This window comes from Dyadobacter sp. CY351 (assembly GCF_021502625.1).
GTDB classification, from domain to species: Bacteria; Bacteroidota; Bacteroidia; order Cytophagales; family Spirosomataceae; genus Dyadobacter; species Dyadobacter chenhuakuii.
On sequence record NZ_JAKFFU010000012.1, the window covers coordinates 256,237 to 276,478 of the forward strand.

Annotated in this window: 14 protein-coding genes; 9 read left to right on the forward strand and 5 right to left on the reverse strand. The window is 46.5% G+C overall.

Features of this window, described 5'->3' with window-relative positions; genetic code table 11:
* Positions 1-26 precede the first annotated feature (26 nt).
* The 4 genes from L0660_RS21725 to L0660_RS21740 all read left to right on the forward strand — a co-directional run bounded on the left by L0660_RS21725 (position 27) and on the right by L0660_RS21740 (position 6,081).
* The gene (locus L0660_RS21725) at positions 27-452 is read left to right on the forward strand and encodes a MarR family winged helix-turn-helix transcriptional regulator (RefSeq protein ID WP_235161298.1); all 426 of its coding nucleotides are present in this window, start codon (positions 27-29) and stop codon (positions 450-452) included.
* 87 nt (positions 453-539) lie between these two features.
* Entirely contained in the window at positions 540-1,871 is a 1,332-nt protein-coding gene (locus L0660_RS21730) for a TolC family protein (RefSeq protein WP_235161299.1), read from the forward strand.
* Between the two features lie 7 nt (positions 1,872-1,878).
* A complete protein-coding gene (locus tag L0660_RS21735; protein ID WP_235161300.1) occupies positions 1,879-2,931 on the forward strand; it encodes an efflux RND transporter periplasmic adaptor subunit in 1,053 nt (350 codons plus the stop codon).
* Positions 2,932-2,955: 24 nt separating this feature from the next.
* Positions 2,956-6,081 (forward strand): efflux RND transporter permease subunit, encoded by a 3,126-nt coding sequence (locus L0660_RS21740; protein WP_235161301.1) that lies wholly within the window; start codon positions 2,956-2,958, stop codon positions 6,079-6,081.
* Positions 6,082-6,215: 134 nt separating this feature from the next.
* On the opposite strand, the gene L0660_RS21745 is transcribed toward L0660_RS21740, so the two are convergent.
* Positions 6,216-6,539: a GIY-YIG nuclease family protein gene (locus L0660_RS21745; protein WP_235161302.1), complete on the reverse strand. Its 324-nt coding sequence runs from the start codon at positions 6,537-6,539 to the stop codon at positions 6,216-6,218.
* Between the two features lie 375 nt (positions 6,540-6,914).
* On the opposite strand from L0660_RS21745, the gene L0660_RS21750 reads away from it, so the two are divergent.
* Positions 6,915-7,604, forward strand: a complete 690-nt coding sequence (locus L0660_RS21750) for a hypothetical protein (protein ID WP_235161303.1) — start codon at positions 6,915-6,917, stop codon at positions 7,602-7,604.
* A gap of 61 nt (positions 7,605-7,665) precedes the next feature.
* Here the strand turns inward: L0660_RS21750 and L0660_RS21755 are convergent, their stop codons facing one another.
* The 4 genes from L0660_RS21755 to L0660_RS21770 form a co-directional block, all read right to left on the reverse strand.
* The gene (locus L0660_RS21755) at positions 7,666-10,152 is read right to left on the reverse strand and encodes a glutaminase family protein (protein ID WP_235161304.1); all 2,487 of its coding nucleotides are present in this window, start codon (positions 10,150-10,152) and stop codon (positions 7,666-7,668) included.
* Between the two features lie 89 nt (positions 10,153-10,241).
* Positions 10,242-10,580: a DUF86 domain-containing protein gene (locus L0660_RS21760; protein ID WP_235161305.1), complete on the reverse strand. Its 339-nt coding sequence runs from the start codon at positions 10,578-10,580 to the stop codon at positions 10,242-10,244.
* A complete protein-coding gene (locus L0660_RS21765) occupies positions 10,567-10,857 on the reverse strand; it encodes a nucleotidyltransferase family protein (protein WP_233794929.1) in 291 nt (96 codons plus the stop codon). The genes L0660_RS21760 and L0660_RS21765 overlap by 14 nt, the downstream gene beginning before the upstream one ends.
* An 82-nt stretch (positions 10,858-10,939) precedes the next feature.
* Positions 10,940-13,045, reverse strand: coding sequence for a cytochrome c biogenesis protein CcdA (locus L0660_RS21770; RefSeq protein ID WP_235161306.1), 2,106 nt, complete (start codon positions 13,043-13,045; stop codon positions 10,940-10,942).
* Between the two features lie 129 nt (positions 13,046-13,174).
* On the opposite strand from L0660_RS21770, the gene argB reads away from it, so the two are divergent.
* Genes argB through L0660_RS21790 form a run of 4 tightly spaced genes read left to right on the forward strand, consistent with a single transcriptional unit; the run spans position 13,175 to position 20,074 of the window.
* The gene (gene argB / locus L0660_RS21775) at positions 13,175-13,972 is read left to right on the forward strand and encodes an acetylglutamate kinase (RefSeq protein WP_235161307.1); all 798 of its coding nucleotides are present in this window, start codon (positions 13,175-13,177) and stop codon (positions 13,970-13,972) included.
* A 58-nt stretch (positions 13,973-14,030) separates the two neighbouring features.
* Entirely contained in the window at positions 14,031-15,359 is a 1,329-nt protein-coding gene (locus L0660_RS21780) for a cytochrome c (RefSeq protein ID WP_235161308.1), read from the forward strand.
* A 42-nt stretch (positions 15,360-15,401) separates the two neighbouring features.
* Positions 15,402-18,767 (forward strand): VCBS repeat-containing protein, encoded by a 3,366-nt coding sequence (locus L0660_RS21785; RefSeq protein WP_235161309.1) that lies wholly within the window; start codon positions 15,402-15,404, stop codon positions 18,765-18,767.
* A complete protein-coding gene (locus L0660_RS21790) occupies positions 18,764-20,074 on the forward strand; it encodes a vanadium-dependent haloperoxidase (protein ID WP_235161310.1) in 1,311 nt (436 codons plus the stop codon). Before L0660_RS21785 ends, L0660_RS21790 begins: the two co-directional genes overlap by 4 nt.
* Positions 20,075-20,242: the final 168 nt, after the last annotated feature.

Sequence of the window (20,242 nt, forward strand, 5' to 3'; positions counted from 1 at the left end):
AATTCTTTGCGAACATAAAAGAGGACATGAAAAACTCCCTGCAATTCAAGCTGGGGGTCGTGACGAAAATTGTTTTTAAGAAAATGAATGCACAACTGGTGCAGGAAGGCATCCCGGTCCTGGCCGAACAGTTGCCTATATTAATGGTTGTATATTTCCAGGAGCACGCTATGACGCAGCAGGAAATTGCGAATCTGCTGCAAAAGGATAAAGCAGGAATTCAGCGTTCTGTGCAAACATTGCATAAGGATGGCTTTTTAAAGATAGAAAGCGATATTGAGGACAAAAGAAAGAATCTGATCACACTGACGCCCAGCGGAAAGTTTGTTTGCGAGCGCATTCAGGCCATGGTTATTGCTTTTGATAATCGCGTGATGGAGCATTTCACGGACGAGGAACGCAAAACATTCATAGGTTACCTGGATAGGGTAGCGGCCGTGGCAGGAGAATAAAATTTTTTAAATAAATAGTTGATATATCACCAGTAGACATATCAACGAGATACAGGATTAGCCTCAAATAATTAATAACCAGAAAAGATGAAAAGTAAATGGATCATAGCAATGCTGGCATTCGTTGCCATGGCCGGGCCCAGCTGGGCGCAAACCCGCCTAAGCCTGAAAGACTGCATTGCTTACGGGATCAAGAACAACGGCAATGTGAAAATTGCGCAGTATAAAGAAAGCATTGCCGTGCAACAAGGGCGCGAGGCATTGGCAGGTTACCTGCCGCAAGTGGCGGGAAATGGCGCGCTGGACGACAACATTAAGCTGCAATCGACGGTTTTACCGGGAGCGCTTTTTGGCGGAGAAGACCGTCGCGTTGCGCTGGGAACGAAATACTCGACCAACGTTTCCGCACAGGCAGATCAGGTAATTTTTGACCAGGCATTGCTGGTGGGAATCAAGGCGAACAAGCCTAACCTCGAAAATGCTGCCCTGAATGCGCAGAAGACCAAAGAGACGATCATTTTTAATGTTACCGATGCTTATTATCAGGTTTTTGTAACGCAGGCGCAGATCGACCTTTTGAAAGATAACCTTGAAAAAACGCAGCAGATACTGGGCACATTGCAGTTGCAACTGGATAATGGCGTCATCAAAAAAGTGGATTTCGATCGCACGCAGGTGAGTTTGAATAACATTAAATCGCAGCTGACATTAGCAGAAAGCAATTTGATCCTTTCCCAAAACCAGCTGAAATTTCAAATGGGCATGCCGCTGGCCGAGCAACTGGAATTGACCGACAACCCATTAAGCCAGCCTTTCAAATTGGTAGAGCCCGAGAAATTTGACGTGGCGAGTCTGACGGATTTCAAAATCCAGAATGTGAACATGCAGCTGCAATCATTGGAAAAAGAACGGATTAAGGCAGGTTATCTTCCCAAATTGTCTGTTTACGGCCGTTATGGAATGCAGTCGCTGGGCCAGAATCTGGGCGAATCCTGGGGCAACTGGTTCAGTTTCGGTGCCATAGGCGTAAAATTGTCTATCCCGATTTTTGATAGTTTCAGAAGAGATGCACAATACAAGCAGGCCGATTTGAATCTTTTGACACAAAATGAACAGCTGAAATTGAATGTTCAGAACTACGAACTTCAAAATCATAATGCTACCACACAACTTCAAAAAGCCAAATTAAACCTCGGTAATGACGAAAGTAATGTGACGCTGGCCAAAGAAGTTTACGACGTTACCACATTGCAATACAGAGAAGGAACGGTGCCGTTGTCGGATCTGCTGAACGCGGAAACATCTTACAAAGAGGCCCAAAGCAATTATATCAATTCCATGCTGAGCTATTATCAGGCCAAATTAGGCATTGAACAGTCGCAAGGCACGCTTTTCAACTTTTATTCAACACTGCCATAAGCTTACCATGAAAAGAAAACTCATCATCATCGGCTCCATTGCAATCATCGGGATCCTGATCGGCTTCCGCCTGGTAGCCAATAAATCCAAGATGGACGCCAAGAAAGTAATGCCGGATAACAAAAATGTGACCATTCCGGTGACCGCTGTTTCCGTAAAAGAAGGCAGCACAGATCAGCAGTTGGTCCGCACGGGAAGTCTTATCCCGTTCAAACAGGCAGAAATTATGGCCACTTCGGCGGGTAAGGTCCTGGCGGTGAAATACGATCTTGGAACATTCGTGTCACAAGGCGCAACGCTCGTGAAGGTCGATAGCAAATTAAAAGAGCTCTCATTGCAAGCCACCGAGCTCAATATCAACAAATTGAAAAAGGATACGGATCGCTATAACAAGCTTCTGGCAGGAAATGCAGCAACGGAAGTGCAGGTGAATGACACCAAATACAACTACGAAAACGCCTTGAACCAGGCCGAGCAAATCAAGCAGCAGATCAATGATGCATCCATCGCAGCGCCGATCAGCGGCCGCGTGATCAAGAAGAACATTGAGCCGGGTGAATTTGTGAATGTAGGAACTTCATTGGGAACGATCCTGGATGTTTCACGCCTGAAAGTGCAGGTAATGATCTCCGAAAATGATGTTTATAAATTGAAAGAAGGTCAGCACGTGAAAGTTGGATCGAGCATTTTTCCAGATAAAAAAATCGATGGGGTGATCTCTTACATTGCGCCTCAGGGCGATGAATCGCACAATTATCCGGTGGAGATTGTGATTAAAAATTCAAGTCAGTTGCGTGCAGGAACATTTGTAAGTGTTGAATTTAGTCAAAAAAGCAGCCAGCAGGCATTGCTTATCCCGAGAAGTGCATTGGTAGAAAGCGTTCGCAATCCGTATGTGTACACGGTTGAAAATGGGGTTGCCAAACAACGCAAAATCCAGGTAGGACGCGAATTGGGCGATAATATTGAAGTTTTGTCGGGTCTTAAATCGGGCGAAACGGTGATCACAACCGGCCAGATCAACCTCAGCGAAGGTGCGGCGGTAAATGTTACCAAATAGTTTTCATCAGTAAACGATAAAGAAATGTCAATCACCGAAGTAGCAGTAAAAAGACCGCTCTTCATCATAGTAGTATTCACGGTGTTGATACTATTTGGTGTGATCAGCTATAAACAATTGTCTTACAACTTGTTGCCCAAATTCGAGGCCAATGTTGTAAGCGTTATGACGACTTACCGCGGAGCCGCTGCGGACGAAGTCGAAACCAATGTTACCAAGCACATTGAAGATGCCGTTTCGGCGATCGAAGGTTTGGATCAGATCAATTCCACTTCTCAGGAAGGCGTTTCTTCTGTAATTATCCAGTTGAAACAAGGTATCAGCGTCGATCTGGCGCAACAGGAAGCGCAGCGTAAAGTAGAGCAGGTTATTTCCTTGCTTCCCGACGATGCCGACCGCCCTGTGATCAACAAATTTTCAACCGACGAAATCCCGGTTTTGAGAATGGGTGTAACGGCCAATATGTCGCCATCAGCACTTTACGATTTGATTGACGACAAACTGAAACCGCAGCTTTCCAACGTAACCGGTGTAGGCCAGGTGACCATTATTGGGGGAACGGAGCGTCAGATTCAGGTTAATATCAGTCAGGATAAATTAAAAGCATATCGCTTGTCGATCGCACAGGTTTCTGCTGCGATTAATAATGCAAACACTTCATACCCAGCTGGTCAGGTAAAAACGCAGGAAGATCAGCTTTCGATCCGTTTTGATGCGAAACTGACCACTGTTGAAAACCTCAGAAATGTGATCGTTGGCCGGAACAGCACTGGCGGGCAGGTCTTTTTGAAAGACATTGCGGAAGTGTATGACGGCACAGCTGATGCAACGGCAGTGAACCACATCAATGGTGCGCCCTCAGTTGCCTTGCAAATCCAGAAACAATCTGATGCCAATGCAGTGGACGTGAGTAAGTTGACCCGTGAGCGTTTGACGACTTTGGAAAAACAGTATGCTTCGTCCGGTTTGAAATTCAACATTGCATCCGACCAATCCATTTACACATTGGCCTCCGCGGATGCAGTGGTTTTTGACCTTGGCCTGGCCGTTTTGATCGTGTCGATCGTGATGTTAATGTTCCTGCATAGCTTCCGGAGCTCGATGTTTATCCTGGTAGCATTGCCTTCGTCGATGATCCCGACCTTCATTTTGATGAGCCTTTTAGGCTTTTCACTCAATTTGATGACCTTAATGGCGCTTTCGCTGGTGGTTGGTATTCTCGTCGATGACTCGATTGTGGTTTTGGAAAACATCAACCGCCACATGGAAATGGGCAAAAGCAGGTGGCAGGCCGCATTGGACGGACGTGCAGAAATCGGCTTCACAGCCCTCGCGATCACATTAGTGGACGTCGTGGTATTCGTGCCGCTCGCATTAACTTCCGGTTTGATCGGTAACATTCTGAGAGAATTCTCGCTTGTGGTCGTATTCTCGACGTTAATGAGCTTGTTCGTGTCCTTTACCTTGACGCCGCTTTTGGCTTCGCGTTTTGGTAAAATAGAAATTTTAGATAAAAACACACTTTGGGGCCGCCTTAACCTTGGTTTTGAAAGGTTTTTGGATCGGATCAAGGACGAATACGGCCGCATGCTGACCTGGGCTCTGGGTCACAAAAGATATGTTTTCATTCTTGCCATGGTGTTGATTGTTGGTTCCATTGCTTTGGTTCCGGGCGGTTTCATCGGAGCAGCTTTCATGCAGCAAAGTGATCGCGGCGAGTTGAATGTGTCCATTGAGCTTGCGCCAACAGCATCGGTTTACCAGACCAATCAGGTCGCTCAGAAAGTTGAAAAGTTATTGTTAGGCAGAAAGGAAGTGACCAAAGTCTTTACCAATGTCGGTTACAGCAGCACTGGTTTGGGGACGACTTCCAATAGCAACATTGCCGACTTAACTGTTCAATTGGTTGATAAAAAGGACCGTACATTATCCTCAGAAGATTTTGGTACACAAATTCAAAAAGAGATCCTGCAAATCCCGGGTGTAAAAGTTACGGTTGCACCTACTTCCATCACGGGTAACGCCAACCAGGCGCCGATCCAGGTAGCGGTAAAAGGAACCGATATGCCTACGATCCGTAAAGTTGCCGCGCAGGTGAAAGAAGTGGTCGCATCGATACCGGGGACCGCGAACGTGGATTACTCCGTCGATGATCCGAAACCCGAAGTAGGCGTGTCATTGGATCGTGAGAAAATGTCGCAACTAGGCATCAACGCAGCCGAAGTAGGCGCAGCATTGCAAACTGCATTCCGCGGCGACGACCGTTCGAAATTCAAGGAAAATGGCAAGGAATACGACATTATGGTCACACTAGACCAGTTCAACCGTTCCAGCGCCGACGACATCCGTCATTTGAGTTTCGTAAACAGCGCAGGACAAGCATTCGAACTTTCCCAATTCGCCACCATCAAAGAAGGAATGGGCGAAAGCGTCCTGCAACGCATTGACCGTCTGGGTTCTATCAGTATTAACTCCCAGGTAATCGGCCGTCCATCCGGTTCCATCGGAGCCGACATTCAAGCCAAAATGGCTACTGTAAAACTCCCCGAAGGCGTATTCATCGAATATCGCGGTGACCTGAAAAACCAGGCCGACGCATTCGGCAGCCTAGGCTTGGCACTCGTACTCGGCATCGTGCTCATTTACCTGATCATGGTAGCCCTTTACGAAAGCACGATTTACCCATTCGTGGTTCTGTTCTCGATCCCCGTCGCACTGGTAGGCGCATTGACAGCATTAGCATTAACCATGGAAAGCCTAACCATCTTCTCCATCGTCGGTATGATCATGCTCCTGGGTCTGGTAGCGAAAAACGCCATCCTGATCGTCGATTTCACCAACCAATTAAAAGAAGAAGGCCACGCATTAAAAGACGCATTAATCGAAGCCGGCAAAGAACGTCTCCGCCCGATCCTGATGACCACCATAGCCATGATCGCCGGTATGCTCCCCATCGCCCTAGCCTCAGGCGACGGAGCCGAAGTAAAAAACGGCATGGCCTGGGTAATTATCGGTGGTTTGACGAGCTCATTGCTGCTAACGATTTTCTTGGTTCCTAGTGTGTATTATGTTGTGGATAAGGTAAAGGAGCGGTTCGCGAACCGGAAGGCTAAGAAGCAGAGGAGGGAGGAGTTGGTTTTGGAGGGGTAGGGTAGTTAGTACAGCCTACCAGCAAGCTTACCTCCCTGTCACCCTGAGCGGAGCCGAAGGGCGCTACTACTTGGCAGTAGCGCCCTTCGACTCCGCTCAGGGTGACAGACTAGTAACATCCTTTCTCCAGAGCTTTACTTCAGATCAGTGTCCTTGTTTCTCGAATGCGTATTATTATAGCACTCCGCCAAGGGCCTCAACCCATCCCAATCACCATTTATAATAGCCTCTTTCTTCTTCCTACTCCAACCCTTCACCTGCTTCTCAAAAGCAATTGCATCATTTACATACCCAAACTCCCGAAAAAATACCAGCTCAACCGGCCGCCTCGAGAACGTATAGCAAGTAACATTACGCCCATTAACATGCTCCGCAAAACGTCGTTCCAGGCAATTCGTAACCCCGGTGTAATAACTCCCATCCGAGCATTTCAAAATATATACATAGTAAATTCTCATATTCCCAGCGTGTTTAGATTTACATCTTAGACGCTGATATTAATTGAAGGTCACGCATTAGCAACAAAATGGCCAGAGGAATCCCCCTGACCCTTAAAAACATTAACCCATATAATATCCTAAGCCGCCGTCATCGCCTCGATCCTCTGACAGAAAAGCAGTAAGTCATGAAAAGTCTAAAAGATGCTGCTATATCTAAACCAATCCTAGTAATAGTTACCAACCAAAAATCACAAATTTCCCGACCGAAATCACTCTATACCGGGGAATAGACCAAACTGTCCGCACATTCATTCAAATCGATTAAATCGAAATCCAAAGCCTTGTTTTGTAGCCGATAATAAAAACAAATGTTTAACTACAACCAAAGTAAAAATGAATCTTGTACAAAAATTACCAATTGGCTTGGGCTTGGCCTTTTTAATGATGATGAGCAGTTGCTCGAAAGAAGATACACTACGACCTGGAACGGTTGTTACAAATGAGAGCTCAAATCTAAGAGAGGGAGGACCGGTTTTCTCTGCATATTATCTTCCATCTACAGACGGCCCAACTTGTATTGGTTGCGCGCCTAAAAAATGGAAATTAGGAGATCCCGCGCGAGACGCTACATCTAGCTTGACAGCGTACGGGGGTAATCCTTTTAAAAAGTGGGTTCAACCATTGTCAGAGCCCTCAACAGGTCCCGGGTCAATCTTAACAGTAGTAACTGATGCACAAGGTAGTGGGCAAGCTAGCGCCAACATGGAAAATTTGATAAAGGGCAAGAAATACAAACTTACCTTTAGTCTATCTACAACCAGCATTCAAGAAGCCGGTCGCGCAAGCCATTTTGCTTCACATGCTTATTTATCGGTAAAAGACAATGCTACTACTCCATATGTTAATAAATATGTGATAATTAATTTGGATAAGACTAATCAATGGATCACTAAAACAATTGAATTTGAAGCAAAGGACAATAAGCAATCTGTAAATTTGCTTACCTACAACTTACTGACAGAAGCAAATTTAACGTATACAAATTTTCACGTTGGTCCAGATGCGGTTCAACAAATAAACTAGGCAGCTTGTATTAGGCTTGCTTATAAATCCGAATGATCTAATGTGGATTTATAAGTTCTGGTCACTTCCACCTCTCCCCCAAAACCTTCATCCAATATCCACCCACAACCGACCTTGCTCTAAATCCAACCGACTTGCCATCCACCGTCTCATGCCAGTCTGAAAGTGGAATACGGTCGGGGGTTTCCATTGCATATTTGTAAACCGGCTTTACCAGTGCTTCGAAATCTTGCTGGTTGGTGGCTAATGTGGCGGTCCAGATGATCCAGTCGGATTTGGTGTAGGTTTTGCGGCTGTCAAGAGGAAGGCCGAAGGGCTTTTGTTTGGTGAGGTAATATTTGATTTCTTTTTCGGCGACTGTTTTTGGGAATACATTGAGGTTCAGGAGGTCATCCCAGACGAGGTTGTATTTTTGGCTCCATGAGTTTTTGTTGTCGAAGGTTAATGCATAATGATCGCCGCTGTCAGCTAATTGCATCCATTTTTGGGCAAATTCTTTTACCAGGGCATTCACTTCGGTGGCTTCTTTCGTGTCGCCCAGTTGCTCGGCCATTTTTGCGTAGGAGGCTAAGCCCATAATGGCCTTGATCGATAAGTTGGCATTGCGGGCGAGGTGGCCGGCGAAGTCATCGGTGCAGAGCTGGTTTGCAGGGTCGAAGCCTTCTTTTTTGAGATAATTGGCCCAGGTTGTGAGGACTTTCCAATGCTTTTTGGCGAAATCAATGTTGTTTTCGGCTTTGCAAATGGCGTAAGTGAGCGTGAGCATGTTGCCGGATTCTTCTACGGGCATGTCTTCGCCGTAAGTCTGGCCGTTTGCAAGTGGGTAAGTGCCAACGTCGTGCGCCGCGAACGGTTTGGCCCATTTTCCGCTTTCGGAATAATAGAAAATGGGTTCCATCATGCCTTTCAGCAAGGTTGGGTTGTAAAGCAGAAACAATGGCGCGGATGGATACGTGATGTCAACCGTTCCAATGGAGCCATTGCTAAAATTTTCTTTGGATAAAAACAACGGCGCGCCCGAAGGATCGGCGACCAGCTTATGTGCGGAAATAGCTTGGCGGTAAGCCAGCACACAAAGATCGGCATATTGCTTTCCGCCTGCTTTCAATGCATCCTGATAAATCATTTCGTCCGTTGCCTCACATTCTTTCATGATTTTGGCAAAATCTGTTTCTGCGTTTTGCAGCTCATTTTCGATGGTTTTATTCCCTTCTTTGTTCCACCATGGCCGGAGATTTTGTCCAAAATACTGGACAGAATATTCATCGTCGTAACCGATAATAGCGTGTACGGATTGACTTTGCGAGCCAATTTTACTATCAAAAGCAAGCACGTAAGCCATCGATCTCGTATCTGCATTCGCCGCCTCTCGCTGGTTTCCCGTGACAAAACCGCTTTTTGCAAACATTTTAATCACTTCTTCCGACGGACCAAAACCGGAGCTTTTAACAAACCGGTGCGGCGCGGATAAAAAGGCGCGGCCCCAGTCAATGCGGACGTCGTCACCTTTGCGGCCGAGCAATTTCGGTTCGGTATTCGCAAGAGACAACATTAATAAGCCATCCGGGGCTCCCCGCTTTCCTGCGACCTGCTGGCTTGCATCATTTACCGCCCATAGTCCCGAAACCGCATTTAAAATTTCCACTTCATGCGTCTTTCCATCCGTAGACGCAACATCATAAACCACATAATTTAAAGGCCGGGAAATGAGGTTCAGGTCTTCCAGGATCAATGGAGCCACAAAACGGGCTTTTAATTGAATCGGCCCAGCCACGAAATCATAAATCGTCTGGGTTGCCGTCATATTAAAACCGGTTTGTTTTGCAAGCTGGATCACATCTGCGCCTTTTGGCGCGATTTCGTCTGCCAGGCCAATGTCGATATAGCCAGGGCCGGCGCCGTTTTTGCAGTAGGCGGCCAGAATATTTTTACCTTTTTTGAGGGACTTTCTTGCTGAGGCACTCATTGGTTTGAATTCATAATCGCCTGTGTAGCAAGGGGCGCAGTCAAAAGCAGGAACGCCGTTGATGAAAACCTGGACATCGTCGTCGTGGAAAATGTTCAGGGTTGGTTTTTCGAAATCAGCGGCTGTTAATGTGAATTCGCGGCGATACCAGATATCCTGAGGAAACTCGGTGCCTCCCCGCAGCATGGCATCGTTACGATCTTTCGTCCCGAATGGCGCAGGGCCTTGTTTCCAGGTGCTGACGTTATAACCCTCTTTATACCACCAGTTTGGATCCGGTTTTATGGTTGTGAATTTGGCTGTATAGGGTGCTTGTTTGGCTGTTGGCAATATCGTTTTCATCTCCGGCGTGGGTGCGCCCATAAAGCGGTAAGTCTTTCCATCCACCCGGATCAGCCCGTCCATCGGATGCGGCTTACCCGTCCAATGCTTCGTTACAGAGCCATTCAGCTCATTCCCAAACGACCAAACGCTGGTATAAGGATCAATTGTAATTAGCGGAACGGCAGGCGGCCGGAAGGTTTGGGCAAAACTAGAACACGCAGCAAACAGAATTAAAATCAGCAGCCAGGGTTTAGACATTGGGATATTAGGCTTGTTAGGAAATAAAAAAAGGGATCAAATTGATCCCCTAAAATAAGCTTGCAAAATTTATAAAAACCATTCTTATGTTATAATGTTGCATTCATTCTCTCTACAACCATTTTCAAAGGCGGAATTTTGTTAGCAATAATATCCCAAACCAATTCAAGGTCAATACCAAAGTATTCATGAACTATGAAGTTTCGGAACGCAATCACTTTACGCCATTCTATTTCAGGATTTGTTAGTTTACGTTCGTCAGACAAATGATTGGCCGCTTCGCCGATTATCTCCAATTGCCGTTCTATCGCAAAGCGCAGCATTGGATCATTGTAAAGGTCATCTTTTACTTTGCCCTCAATAAAAGTTTCAATGAAATGAATGGCCTCGATGATGTGAAGGAGCCGTGCTTTGTCAAACTCTTTCATAGATCAATTTCTTTTCCTGATCAATGTGAGGCTTGATGTGTGGCGAAAGACCATTGGAACTGACAAGGTCGACCGTTGTGCCCAGCAAAGTCGTGAGCTGCTCCTGCATGTCGAGAAAAGTAAAGAAATCGGCGCCTTTTTCGTAGTCAAGATCCACGAGAATGTCTACGTCACTTTCTTTGTTTTGTTCATTTTTTGCCGCAGAACCAAACAGATATGCTTTTTTAACGGGCTTATCTTTGAAGTAATTGGCGGCAATCTCTGCTATCTCTTTCATAACCTCAACATTTGGTGAAAGATAACAAATTTGAGAAATGCGAACAGATTTTCCGTTGATTTTAATCACCGCAAACAGGGTCCTATTTCCCAAATGCCGCCTTCCCGCTATCCAGAAACGCTGCAAAATTTGCAGGATTTAAATCGTAATTCTTTGGCTTAACCAGCAGATTTCCTTCGTGATCCACCAAACAGTAATGTGGCTGGGCGTTGTTGTTGTATTTTACGATTTGGAGGTCGGCGTTTTGGGCGCCGATGGTTTTTTTGACTTTGTTATCGTATTTGGAAGTGTACCAGGCGGACTCAGGCAATTCTGTCTTATCATCCACGTAAAGTGCTACGATGACGTAATCGTCTCTAAGTCGTTGTTGTACAGCTGGATCTACCCAGACTCTCGCTTCCATTTCGCGGCAGTTTACGCAGCCGTGGCCAGTGAAATCTATAAAAACGGGCTTATTGACTTTCTTGGCGTAGGCTAAGGCGTCTTTATAATCGAAAAAGCCTTCGAGTTCGTGCGGTAAGTGGAAAAGATCGGCGTATTTGCGGGTTTCACCGGGGGCAATCGTTGAGGCGACGCCTGCTGTTCTTTTGTTTAAATCAAAATCCAATGTCGATTGCGGCGGCAGGTAACCGGCCAATGCTTTCAGTGGCGCGCCCCACATGCCGGGGATCATGTATACGACGAATGTGAAGGTGATAATGGATAAAAGCAATCTGGGTACACTCACTTTTTCAAGCGGGGAATCGTGGGGCGTTCTGATTTTGCCTAATAAATAGAAACCGAGCAAACCAAAAATCACGATCCAGAATGCAAGGTAGATTTCGCGATCCAGCAAGCGCCAGTGGTAAACCTGATCGGCAATGCTTAAAAACTTCAATGCTAGCGCCAGTTCCAGGAAGCCCAAAACGACTTTTACAGTGTTCAGCCAGCCGCCGGACTTGGGCAGCGATTTGAGCCATTGGGGGAAAAGGGCGAATAATGTAAACGGAATCGCGAATGCAGCGGAAAAAGATGCCATACCAATGATTGGTTTCACGACTTCGCCGCCCGCAGAAGCCACCAGCAAGCTCCCGACAATAGGACCCGTGCAGGAAAACGAAACGAGCACCAATGTGAACGCCATAAAGAAAACGCCCGCATAGCCGCCCTGATCAGCTTTCTGATCCATTTTATTTACAAAACCACTTGGCAAAACGATCTCGAAAAGCCCTAAAAACGACAATCCGAAAACGAAGAAAATGGCAAAAAACAACAGGTTAGGAATCCAATGCGTGCTCAGGAAATTGGCAAATGCCGGACCATTCAATCGCGAAACGACGGTTCCTATTAATGTATATATCAAAACGATGGAAATGCCATACAAGAGTGCCTTGAACTTCCCTTTTTCCTGATTGGTGAAATAACTCACCGTCATCGGGATGATCGGGAATACGCAGGGGGTAAGCAACGCGACCAATCCGGACAAAAATGCGGCCAAGGCGAAGCCCCAGAGCGAAGTGTCTTTTTCAGGATCTTCTGCGGTTAATGCTTGCTCCACAGCGGTGTTGGCTTCCGGCGCTTCGGCAGTTGTTACAGTGGGATTCGAAGCTGTTTGTGAGGCCGAATCAACATTTGCAGTGGCTGCGGTGGCCGCGCTTGTGGAAGCAGCTGTTCCCGTTTCCGGTGCTGCGGCCCCGACGGTCGGCTGTGGGTCGCTCGTTGCGGCGCCTGCTACAACTTTCAGGCCTTTAAATTCAAAATCATCATTGCCCGGAATGCAAAGCCCTGTTACGTGGCTGCAAGTCTGATATTCAGATGCCCCTTTGATGACCGGGTTATCCGCGAGTACTTTTATAGTTTGTTTAAAAACCCCTTTTCCTTCAAAATAGCGAACTTTTCCGCCCCAGACTTCCTCAAATTTTTCCTTGGGATTCTGCGGTTTCAGCTTGCCAACAACCTCAAATGTATTGTTCTTTTCAAAATTAAAAGTCGTCAGCATCGGCCCCAGATCCGGATCAAAATCACTGGAATAAATGTACCAGTCCTTGTCCACAACAGCCGTGAAAATCAGATCGACAGTCTCGCCCTTTTTAACCTCTGGCTTTGAAAATGAATAAGTCCAATGTGCTTTTGCCTTTTGAAGCTGGGAAAAAACGGATTGCGAAAAAAATAGGCAAAGAACAAGGGAGATGAGAAGGCGGCGTTTCATAATGTTTTAATTCTGCTTTGCTTAGTCAACGTAATTTTGGCAAAAAAATTCATCAATTGGAATTACACTTCCAACGCTGTACGTTTCTGCTAACTTTGCGGCTCGAACACAGCATAAAAACCCACTACAATGTCCCAGACCCTTTATGTCGTCAAAATCGGCGGTAACGTAATCGACAACCCCGAAGCCTGCGCACGTTTCCTGAAAGACTTCGCCAAACTCGATGCTCCTAAAATCCTCGTCCACGGCGGCGGGAAAGTTGCCACGCAAATGGCGGCCAAATTGCAGATAGAAACGCAGATGGTGGAAGGTCGCAGGATTACAGATAAAGCCATGCTGGACGTTGTAACGATGGTTTACGGGGGATTGGTCAATAAAAATCTTGTTGCACAACTGCAAGCATTGAGCTGCAATGCCATCGGCCTCACCGGCGCTGACGGCGGCATCATACGTTCGGTCAAAAGACCGGTTAAAAGTATTGACTACGGCTTCGTTGGAGACATTGAAGCGGTTAATGGAAAGCAAGTGAATGCATTGCTGGCCAGCGGCCTTATCCCGGTCATCGCCCCACTCACTTACAGCTCGGAAGGGCTGCTGCTCAACACCAACGCCGACACCATGGCTTCCGCAACAGCCATCGCCATGGCCGGAATTTTCGAAGTAAACCTCATTTTCTGCTTCGAGAAAAAAGGCGTTTTGTCCGACCCTGACGATGATAATGCAGTCATTTCTTCCCTCAACCCAGCCTCCTATGCCGATTATAAATCAACAGGCGTCATCAACAAAGGCATGATCCCCAAGCTGGACAGCGCATTTGAAGCATTAAACGACGGCGTGAAGCAAGTCACAATCTGCCACGCGGATGATTTGCTGGCAGCAACGAAGTCGGCAGCGGGAACGGCGATCAAGTTGGATGTCATTTCTTAAATTATTTTAAAATCAATTTTCTATTATTAAATTGCATGAGATAAACCCACTCATTACCATGCCGTTCCGAACAGGCCTTTTGTTTGTGCTTTTGTTGTTGTGTGATTTGTGTGCAGGCCAGGTTCCGGAGTTTTATAAGGATGTCCAGCCCATCATTCATGCCAATTGTGTGCCTTGTCACCGGACGGGCGAAGCAGCGCCGTTTGCCCTCATCACTTTTGAAGATGTTACCAAGCGTTCCAAGTTTATCAAACAGGTCGTAAGCTCGCGCTATATGCCGCCCTGGAAAGCGGATAATCATTATAATTCCTTTGCCAACGACCGCTCACTGAGCGATGAGGATATCAAGACAATTGTAGGCTGGATTGATGGCGGCACGCCGAAGGGAAAGCAAAACCTGAAAGCCGAGCAGGAGTTGCAGGCGCGGGTGAGTGCCGGGACGGCTTATAAGCGTAAGCCAGACCTCGCTTTAAAGATGAAGGAGCCATTTATGGTGAAAGGCGACGCAGCAGAGCGTTTTGTGATGTTTAAAATCCCTTTTGAGCTTGGACAAGAGGCTAATGTGGAGGCCATTGAATTTACTTCCAATAATAAAAAACTCATTCACCACGCCAATTTTGCGATCCACCCGGTTGCAGATCCTGCCATTGATCTGAACAACACAGTCGATTTTGTGGACCTCAGCGGGCCTTCTGGCGATAAATATTATGAGTGGGTCAAATACAAAAAGGAAATGACTTACTATGGCGGCTGGATTCCCGGAACAACCGTTGAAACCTATCCCGAAGATATGGGTTGGATCATGCCAAAACGCGGCGTCGTGCTGGTAACTGTACATTTCGGGCCGTCTTCTGTGGATGCCGAAAGCATCGACGGTGTAAATATTTTCTTCAAGAAAACGCCCATTAAGCGGAAGGTGAAAGTGATCAGCCTGGGTTCAGGCGGGATCGGGGAGAAGGACATTAGTCCGCCGTTCATGATTTTTGCAGATGAGGTCAAAAGTTTCCGTTTGCGGATTGCCAATAACCAGCCGGATGTTTCGTTGCTCTACGCCTGGCCGCATATGCATTATCTGGGTAAGGAGTTCAAAGCCTATGCGACCACTGCTGCGGGCGACACGGTGAAGCTGGTGCATGTGCCAGCGTGGGACTTTCGCTGGCAGGAAATTTACAAATATAAAAAGCCACTATTGTTACCAAAAGGAGCCATTGTGCACGTAGAAGGCACTTATGACAACACTGCGGCCAATCCTGCCAATCCGCACAGCCCTCCCGAACTGGTAATGTCCACGGGAAATATGCGGAGCGACCAGGAAATGATGACCTTGATTTTAATGTATGTGGAGCGCGAGGCCGGAGATGAAAATCTGGTTTTTAAATGGAATTAGGAGTGTTCATGAGTTAGCATATATCTGGTAACAGCATTACGAATGGGTAAACTTTACTTTCGTCTCATTTCCTTGTTTACCATTCTCGGCATCTCCTGGCCGGGCCACACACAAAGCCTCTTCACACTTTTGTCACCCAAAGACACAAAGGTCACTTTTATCAACAAGATCGAGGAGAATGATTCGCTGCACATTTTCCGCTATGAATATCTCTATAACGGCAATGGGATCGGCATAGGCGATTTCAATGATGATGGCGCGCCGGACCTTTTTGTTTCGGGAAATACAGTTGCTAACAAGTTGTATCTCAATAAATCCGCCGCCGGGAAAATCACATTTGAAGACATATCCAAAAAGGCGAAAATAGAAGGCAACGGAACCTGGTCTACGGGCGTGAGCGTCGCGGATGTAAATGGCGATGGGCTGCTGGATATTTACGTTTGCCATTCCGGCTTCTTCCGCAAACTTTCCGACCGTAGTAATGAGCTTTTTATCAATCAGGGCATCAAAAACGGCGTTCCTGTTTTCAAGGAAATGGCGGTTGAGGCTGGTTTGAATGCCGTTGGTTCGCAATCGACGCAAGCTGCTTTTTTTGATTATGACAAAGATGGTGACCTGGATATGTTCCTTTTGAACCACTCCAATCACACGGTTAATCCCTTCCTGAACACGCGCGCCATGCGTGCAAAGCCGAATCCTTATTACGGAAACAGGCTTTTTGAGAACATTAGTGAGCCAGGAAAGCTGAAATTCAAAGACGTTACAAAAAACGCAGGCATTATCAACAATGCATTGAATTTCGGTCTGAGCGTGATTGTGGCCGACATGAATCAGGACGGCTGGCCGGACCTTTACACGACGAGCGATTACACCGAGGTGGATTGTTATTATGTCAACAACAAAAACGGAACATTCACGGAATCCCTGAAAAAGTCATTTACCCACGTCTCCAAATTTTCCATGGGCGCGGATGTGAGCGATTTTAACAACGATGGAAAACCCGATGTGCTCACATTAGACATGCTTCCGGAAGACAATCATCGCCAGAAGCTGCTCAAAGGTCCGGACATTTACGACCAATATCATTTACTGCTCGACAGCGGTTATTACCACCAGAGTATGCGTAATATGCTGCATTTAAACCAGGGCACCGATGCAGAAGGCAATGTCAGATTCAGCGAAATAGGGCAAATGGCGGGCGTCTCCAACACAGATTGGAGCTGGGCAGGGTTAATGGCCGACCTCGATAATGATGGCTGGAAGGATCTGCTCATTACCAATGGCTATCTCCGCGATTTCACGAATATGGATTTTCTGAAATACACCGTTGCCGACGAGCAAATGAAGGAAGTAGGGAAGGGGAATTTGAATTTCAAGACATACAGTTTGGTCCAGAAGATGCCCTCCAACAAGCTGAAAAATTATCTTTTCCGCAACACAGCGGACGTTTCCAATCGATTCGCCTTTGAAGATGTTTCCAGAAAATGGGGCTTCAATGAGGATGTGGTTTCCAATGCAGCGGCCTATGTGGATTTTGATGGTGACGGCGACCTGGACATTGTGATCTCCAATGTGAACGAGCCCGTTTCGATCTATCAGAATAATAGTGATCAAAAAGGGCTGACGATTAAGCTTTCCAGCGCAGGACAGAATACACGGGCTCTGGGAAGCAAGGTTTGGGTTTATAGCAGCGGGATTACGCAATATGCAGAGCTTTATCCGGTGCGGGGTTATCAGGCCACCGTGACTTCGGATTTGCATTTTGGTTTGGGTAAAGTTTCAAAGATCGATTCCCTGAAAGTGGTTTGGCCTTCCGGAAAAATAACTATGCTGAGGGATCTGCCCGCCAACGTCCTGACCCTGAAAGAATCAGATGCAAATGCAGCAGTGACAGATCAGGAAAGGCCTGTTTTGAAGACAAAATTGCAAAAAGCTAGTGCTCTAAGCATTGGTATTGACTTTATTCACAATGAAAATGAATTCGTGGATTTCAAAGTGGAGGTGCTACTGCCTTATCAATTGTCAAAATTTGGTCCTGCGCTTGCGAAAGCGGATGTGAACGGCGACGGTCTGGAAGATCTGTTCTTTGGCGGTGCTTCCAATCAGTTTGGCGTGTTATATCTGCAAAACCCGGACGGTAAGTTTGAAGGAGCAGCGGCCCAGCCATGGCGGCAGAATGCGGCCTGTGAGGAAGTGAATGCATTGTTTTTTGATGTGGATAAAGATGGGGATCCGGATTTATATGTTGTAAGCGGTGGCAATGAGTTCGAAGACCAGTCGCCGGAATACCGGGACCATTTGTATATCAATGATGGAAAGGGCAATTTCCATGAAGAAGTCCTGGCATTGCCGTCGATGAAAAATCCCAAGCAGTGTGCTGTTCATTCAGACATTGACGGTGACGGTGATATGGACCTTTTTGTGGGCGGACGCGCCATTCCGGGCTCGTTTCCAATGGCTGCAAGAAGTTATGTTTTAAGAAATGACAGTCAGGTAAGCAATGTAAAGTTTACAGATGTCACTGCCGATTGGTCCAAAGACCTGCTAAATCCGGGTATGGTAACCGCGGCCGTTTTCAGTGATTTTGATAATGATAAAAAACCGGATCTGATGCTGGCAGGCGATTGGATGCCGATTAAAGTATATAAAAACACAGGAAATACATTTACCGAAAAATCCCCCTCGGAGCTGCAAAACAGCGATGGCATGTGGGCCGCTATAATGCCCGTTGACCTTGATAATGACGGCGATATGGATTTCGTTTTAGGCAACGGCGGACTCAATAATCAATACAAAGCATCTGCGGAGCAGCCTGTAACAATTTATTATGATGATTTTGACAAAAATGGCGTCGTGGATCCCGTGTGCACTTACTTTATCGGTGACAAAAGTTACCCCATGTTTTCCCGCGACGAAATGCTGGATCAAATGCCGGCTTTGAAACGAAAATACACCAGCTATGCGCTTTACGCGGATGCAACATTAACGGATATATTCGGCGCAGAGGCCATTAGTAAAAGCAGCAAAGTCCACTGCAAACAATTGTCTAGCATTATCCTGGAAAACAAAGGCAACTTTCAATTCCAAAAACACGAACTGCCGCAGGAAGCACAGATCTCACGGGTAAGCGCAATCATTCCGATGGATATAAACAGCGATAAAAAGACTGATTTGCTGTTGGCAGGCAACTTTTCGCCCTATCGTGTTCAGCTGGGCCCTTGCGATGCGTCAGTAGGAGTGGCATTGCGACAAGTTGCGCCGTTTCAGTACAAAACCATAAACCCTGCGCAATCCGGTTTCTGGGCGGGCGGTGAAATCCGGAACGGAACCGTAATAGGAAACACGCGTATAGTGCTATCCGTTAATAATGGTGAGCCTTTGATCTTTGAACAAACCATAGAGAAATGAGGGGAAGATTCACTTTGCATTTGCTGCTGATATTGCTATTTGCGAATTATTGGGATAGCATTGCTGCCGTTGCAGGGCCCTCACCCAGGCTTTTGCACCGGGCTGAAAAAAACTTAACGCGTGTGATCGTGTATGATATTTTTTCCCCTCCGGCCGCCAGCAGGATTTATTTGTATGCCAATGTTGCTGCTTATGAAACGCTTGCTATGCAGGATAAAAGCTATCGGACCATGCAGGGACAAATCCCCGGTTTTCCTGACATGAAGGGTCTAAAAAGTGAGAAGAAGGTCAACTATGAGCTTGCCGCTGTCTATGCGTTTTTCAAAACCGGGGGCAAACTGGTGTTTTCGGAGCATTTATTAACCGACAGTATCCGCGTAATCCTGAATGACTTCCGGGAGAAAGATACATTGGTCTACAATAACTCCCTGCGACTCGGGCAGGCCGTGGCGGATAGCATATTAACCTGGTCTGCGAAAGACAATTATGCAAAAACGAGGACAAAGCGGCGGTACACTTACAGTAAGCAAAAAGGCAAATGGACGCCAACACCGCCCGGGTTCATTGACGCTGTGGAACCTTACTGGTCTCAGATCAGGCCGGTTAGCCTGGATTCTGCCGGGCAATTCAAACCCGTTCCGCCACCGGGATACAGTACAGATACGGGCAGCGTTTTTATGAAAGAGGTGCGGGAGGTTTACCATGTTACCCAAAAGTTAAGCAAAGAAGAGGTGTTGATTGCCAGCTTTTGGGACTGTAATCCACTTTATCTCAACACACAGGGCCATCTTAATTTTGCAACCAAAAAGCTCTCACCCGGCGGTCATTGGATATCCATTGCAGGACAGGCTACGGAAAGTAAAGGCAAAAACTGGCAGGAAACAGCTGCCATTTATGTTCTGACTTCCATGGCGTTATTCGACGGATTTATCAGTTGCTGGGATGAAAAATACAGGAGCCAGTTTATCCGGCCCGAAACTGTCATTAATGCTTATATAGACGAAAAATGGCGTCCTATGCTCCAAACACCGCCTTTCCCGGAATATACCAGCGGGCATAGCGTCATTTCTGCCGCGGCAGCAGTCGTGTTAACCGACCTTCTGGGAGAAGATTTTTCATTCAATGACCATACAGAAACTGACTATGGGCTGCCGGTCCGCACTTTCAGGTCATTCAACGCAGCAGCGGCCGAGGCCGGGATCAGCCGGTTGTATGGCGGGATTCATTACCGGTCTTCCATCACCAATGGCCAGCACCAGGGAGAGCTGGTAGGCCGCCATTTGCTGTCGAAAATAAAGGTCAAATAGTCAATCGGCCAAACACTCTACTTACTTTGTATGCTTATTATTAATATTTTTTAATAAATGTTATGTTTTTGTTAATATTTATATTTATTTTGATCCATCAATACTTATGCTGTTAACGAATAGGCTATTCAACTTTGAAAATCTTTTTAGGGCAGGGCATACGTATGG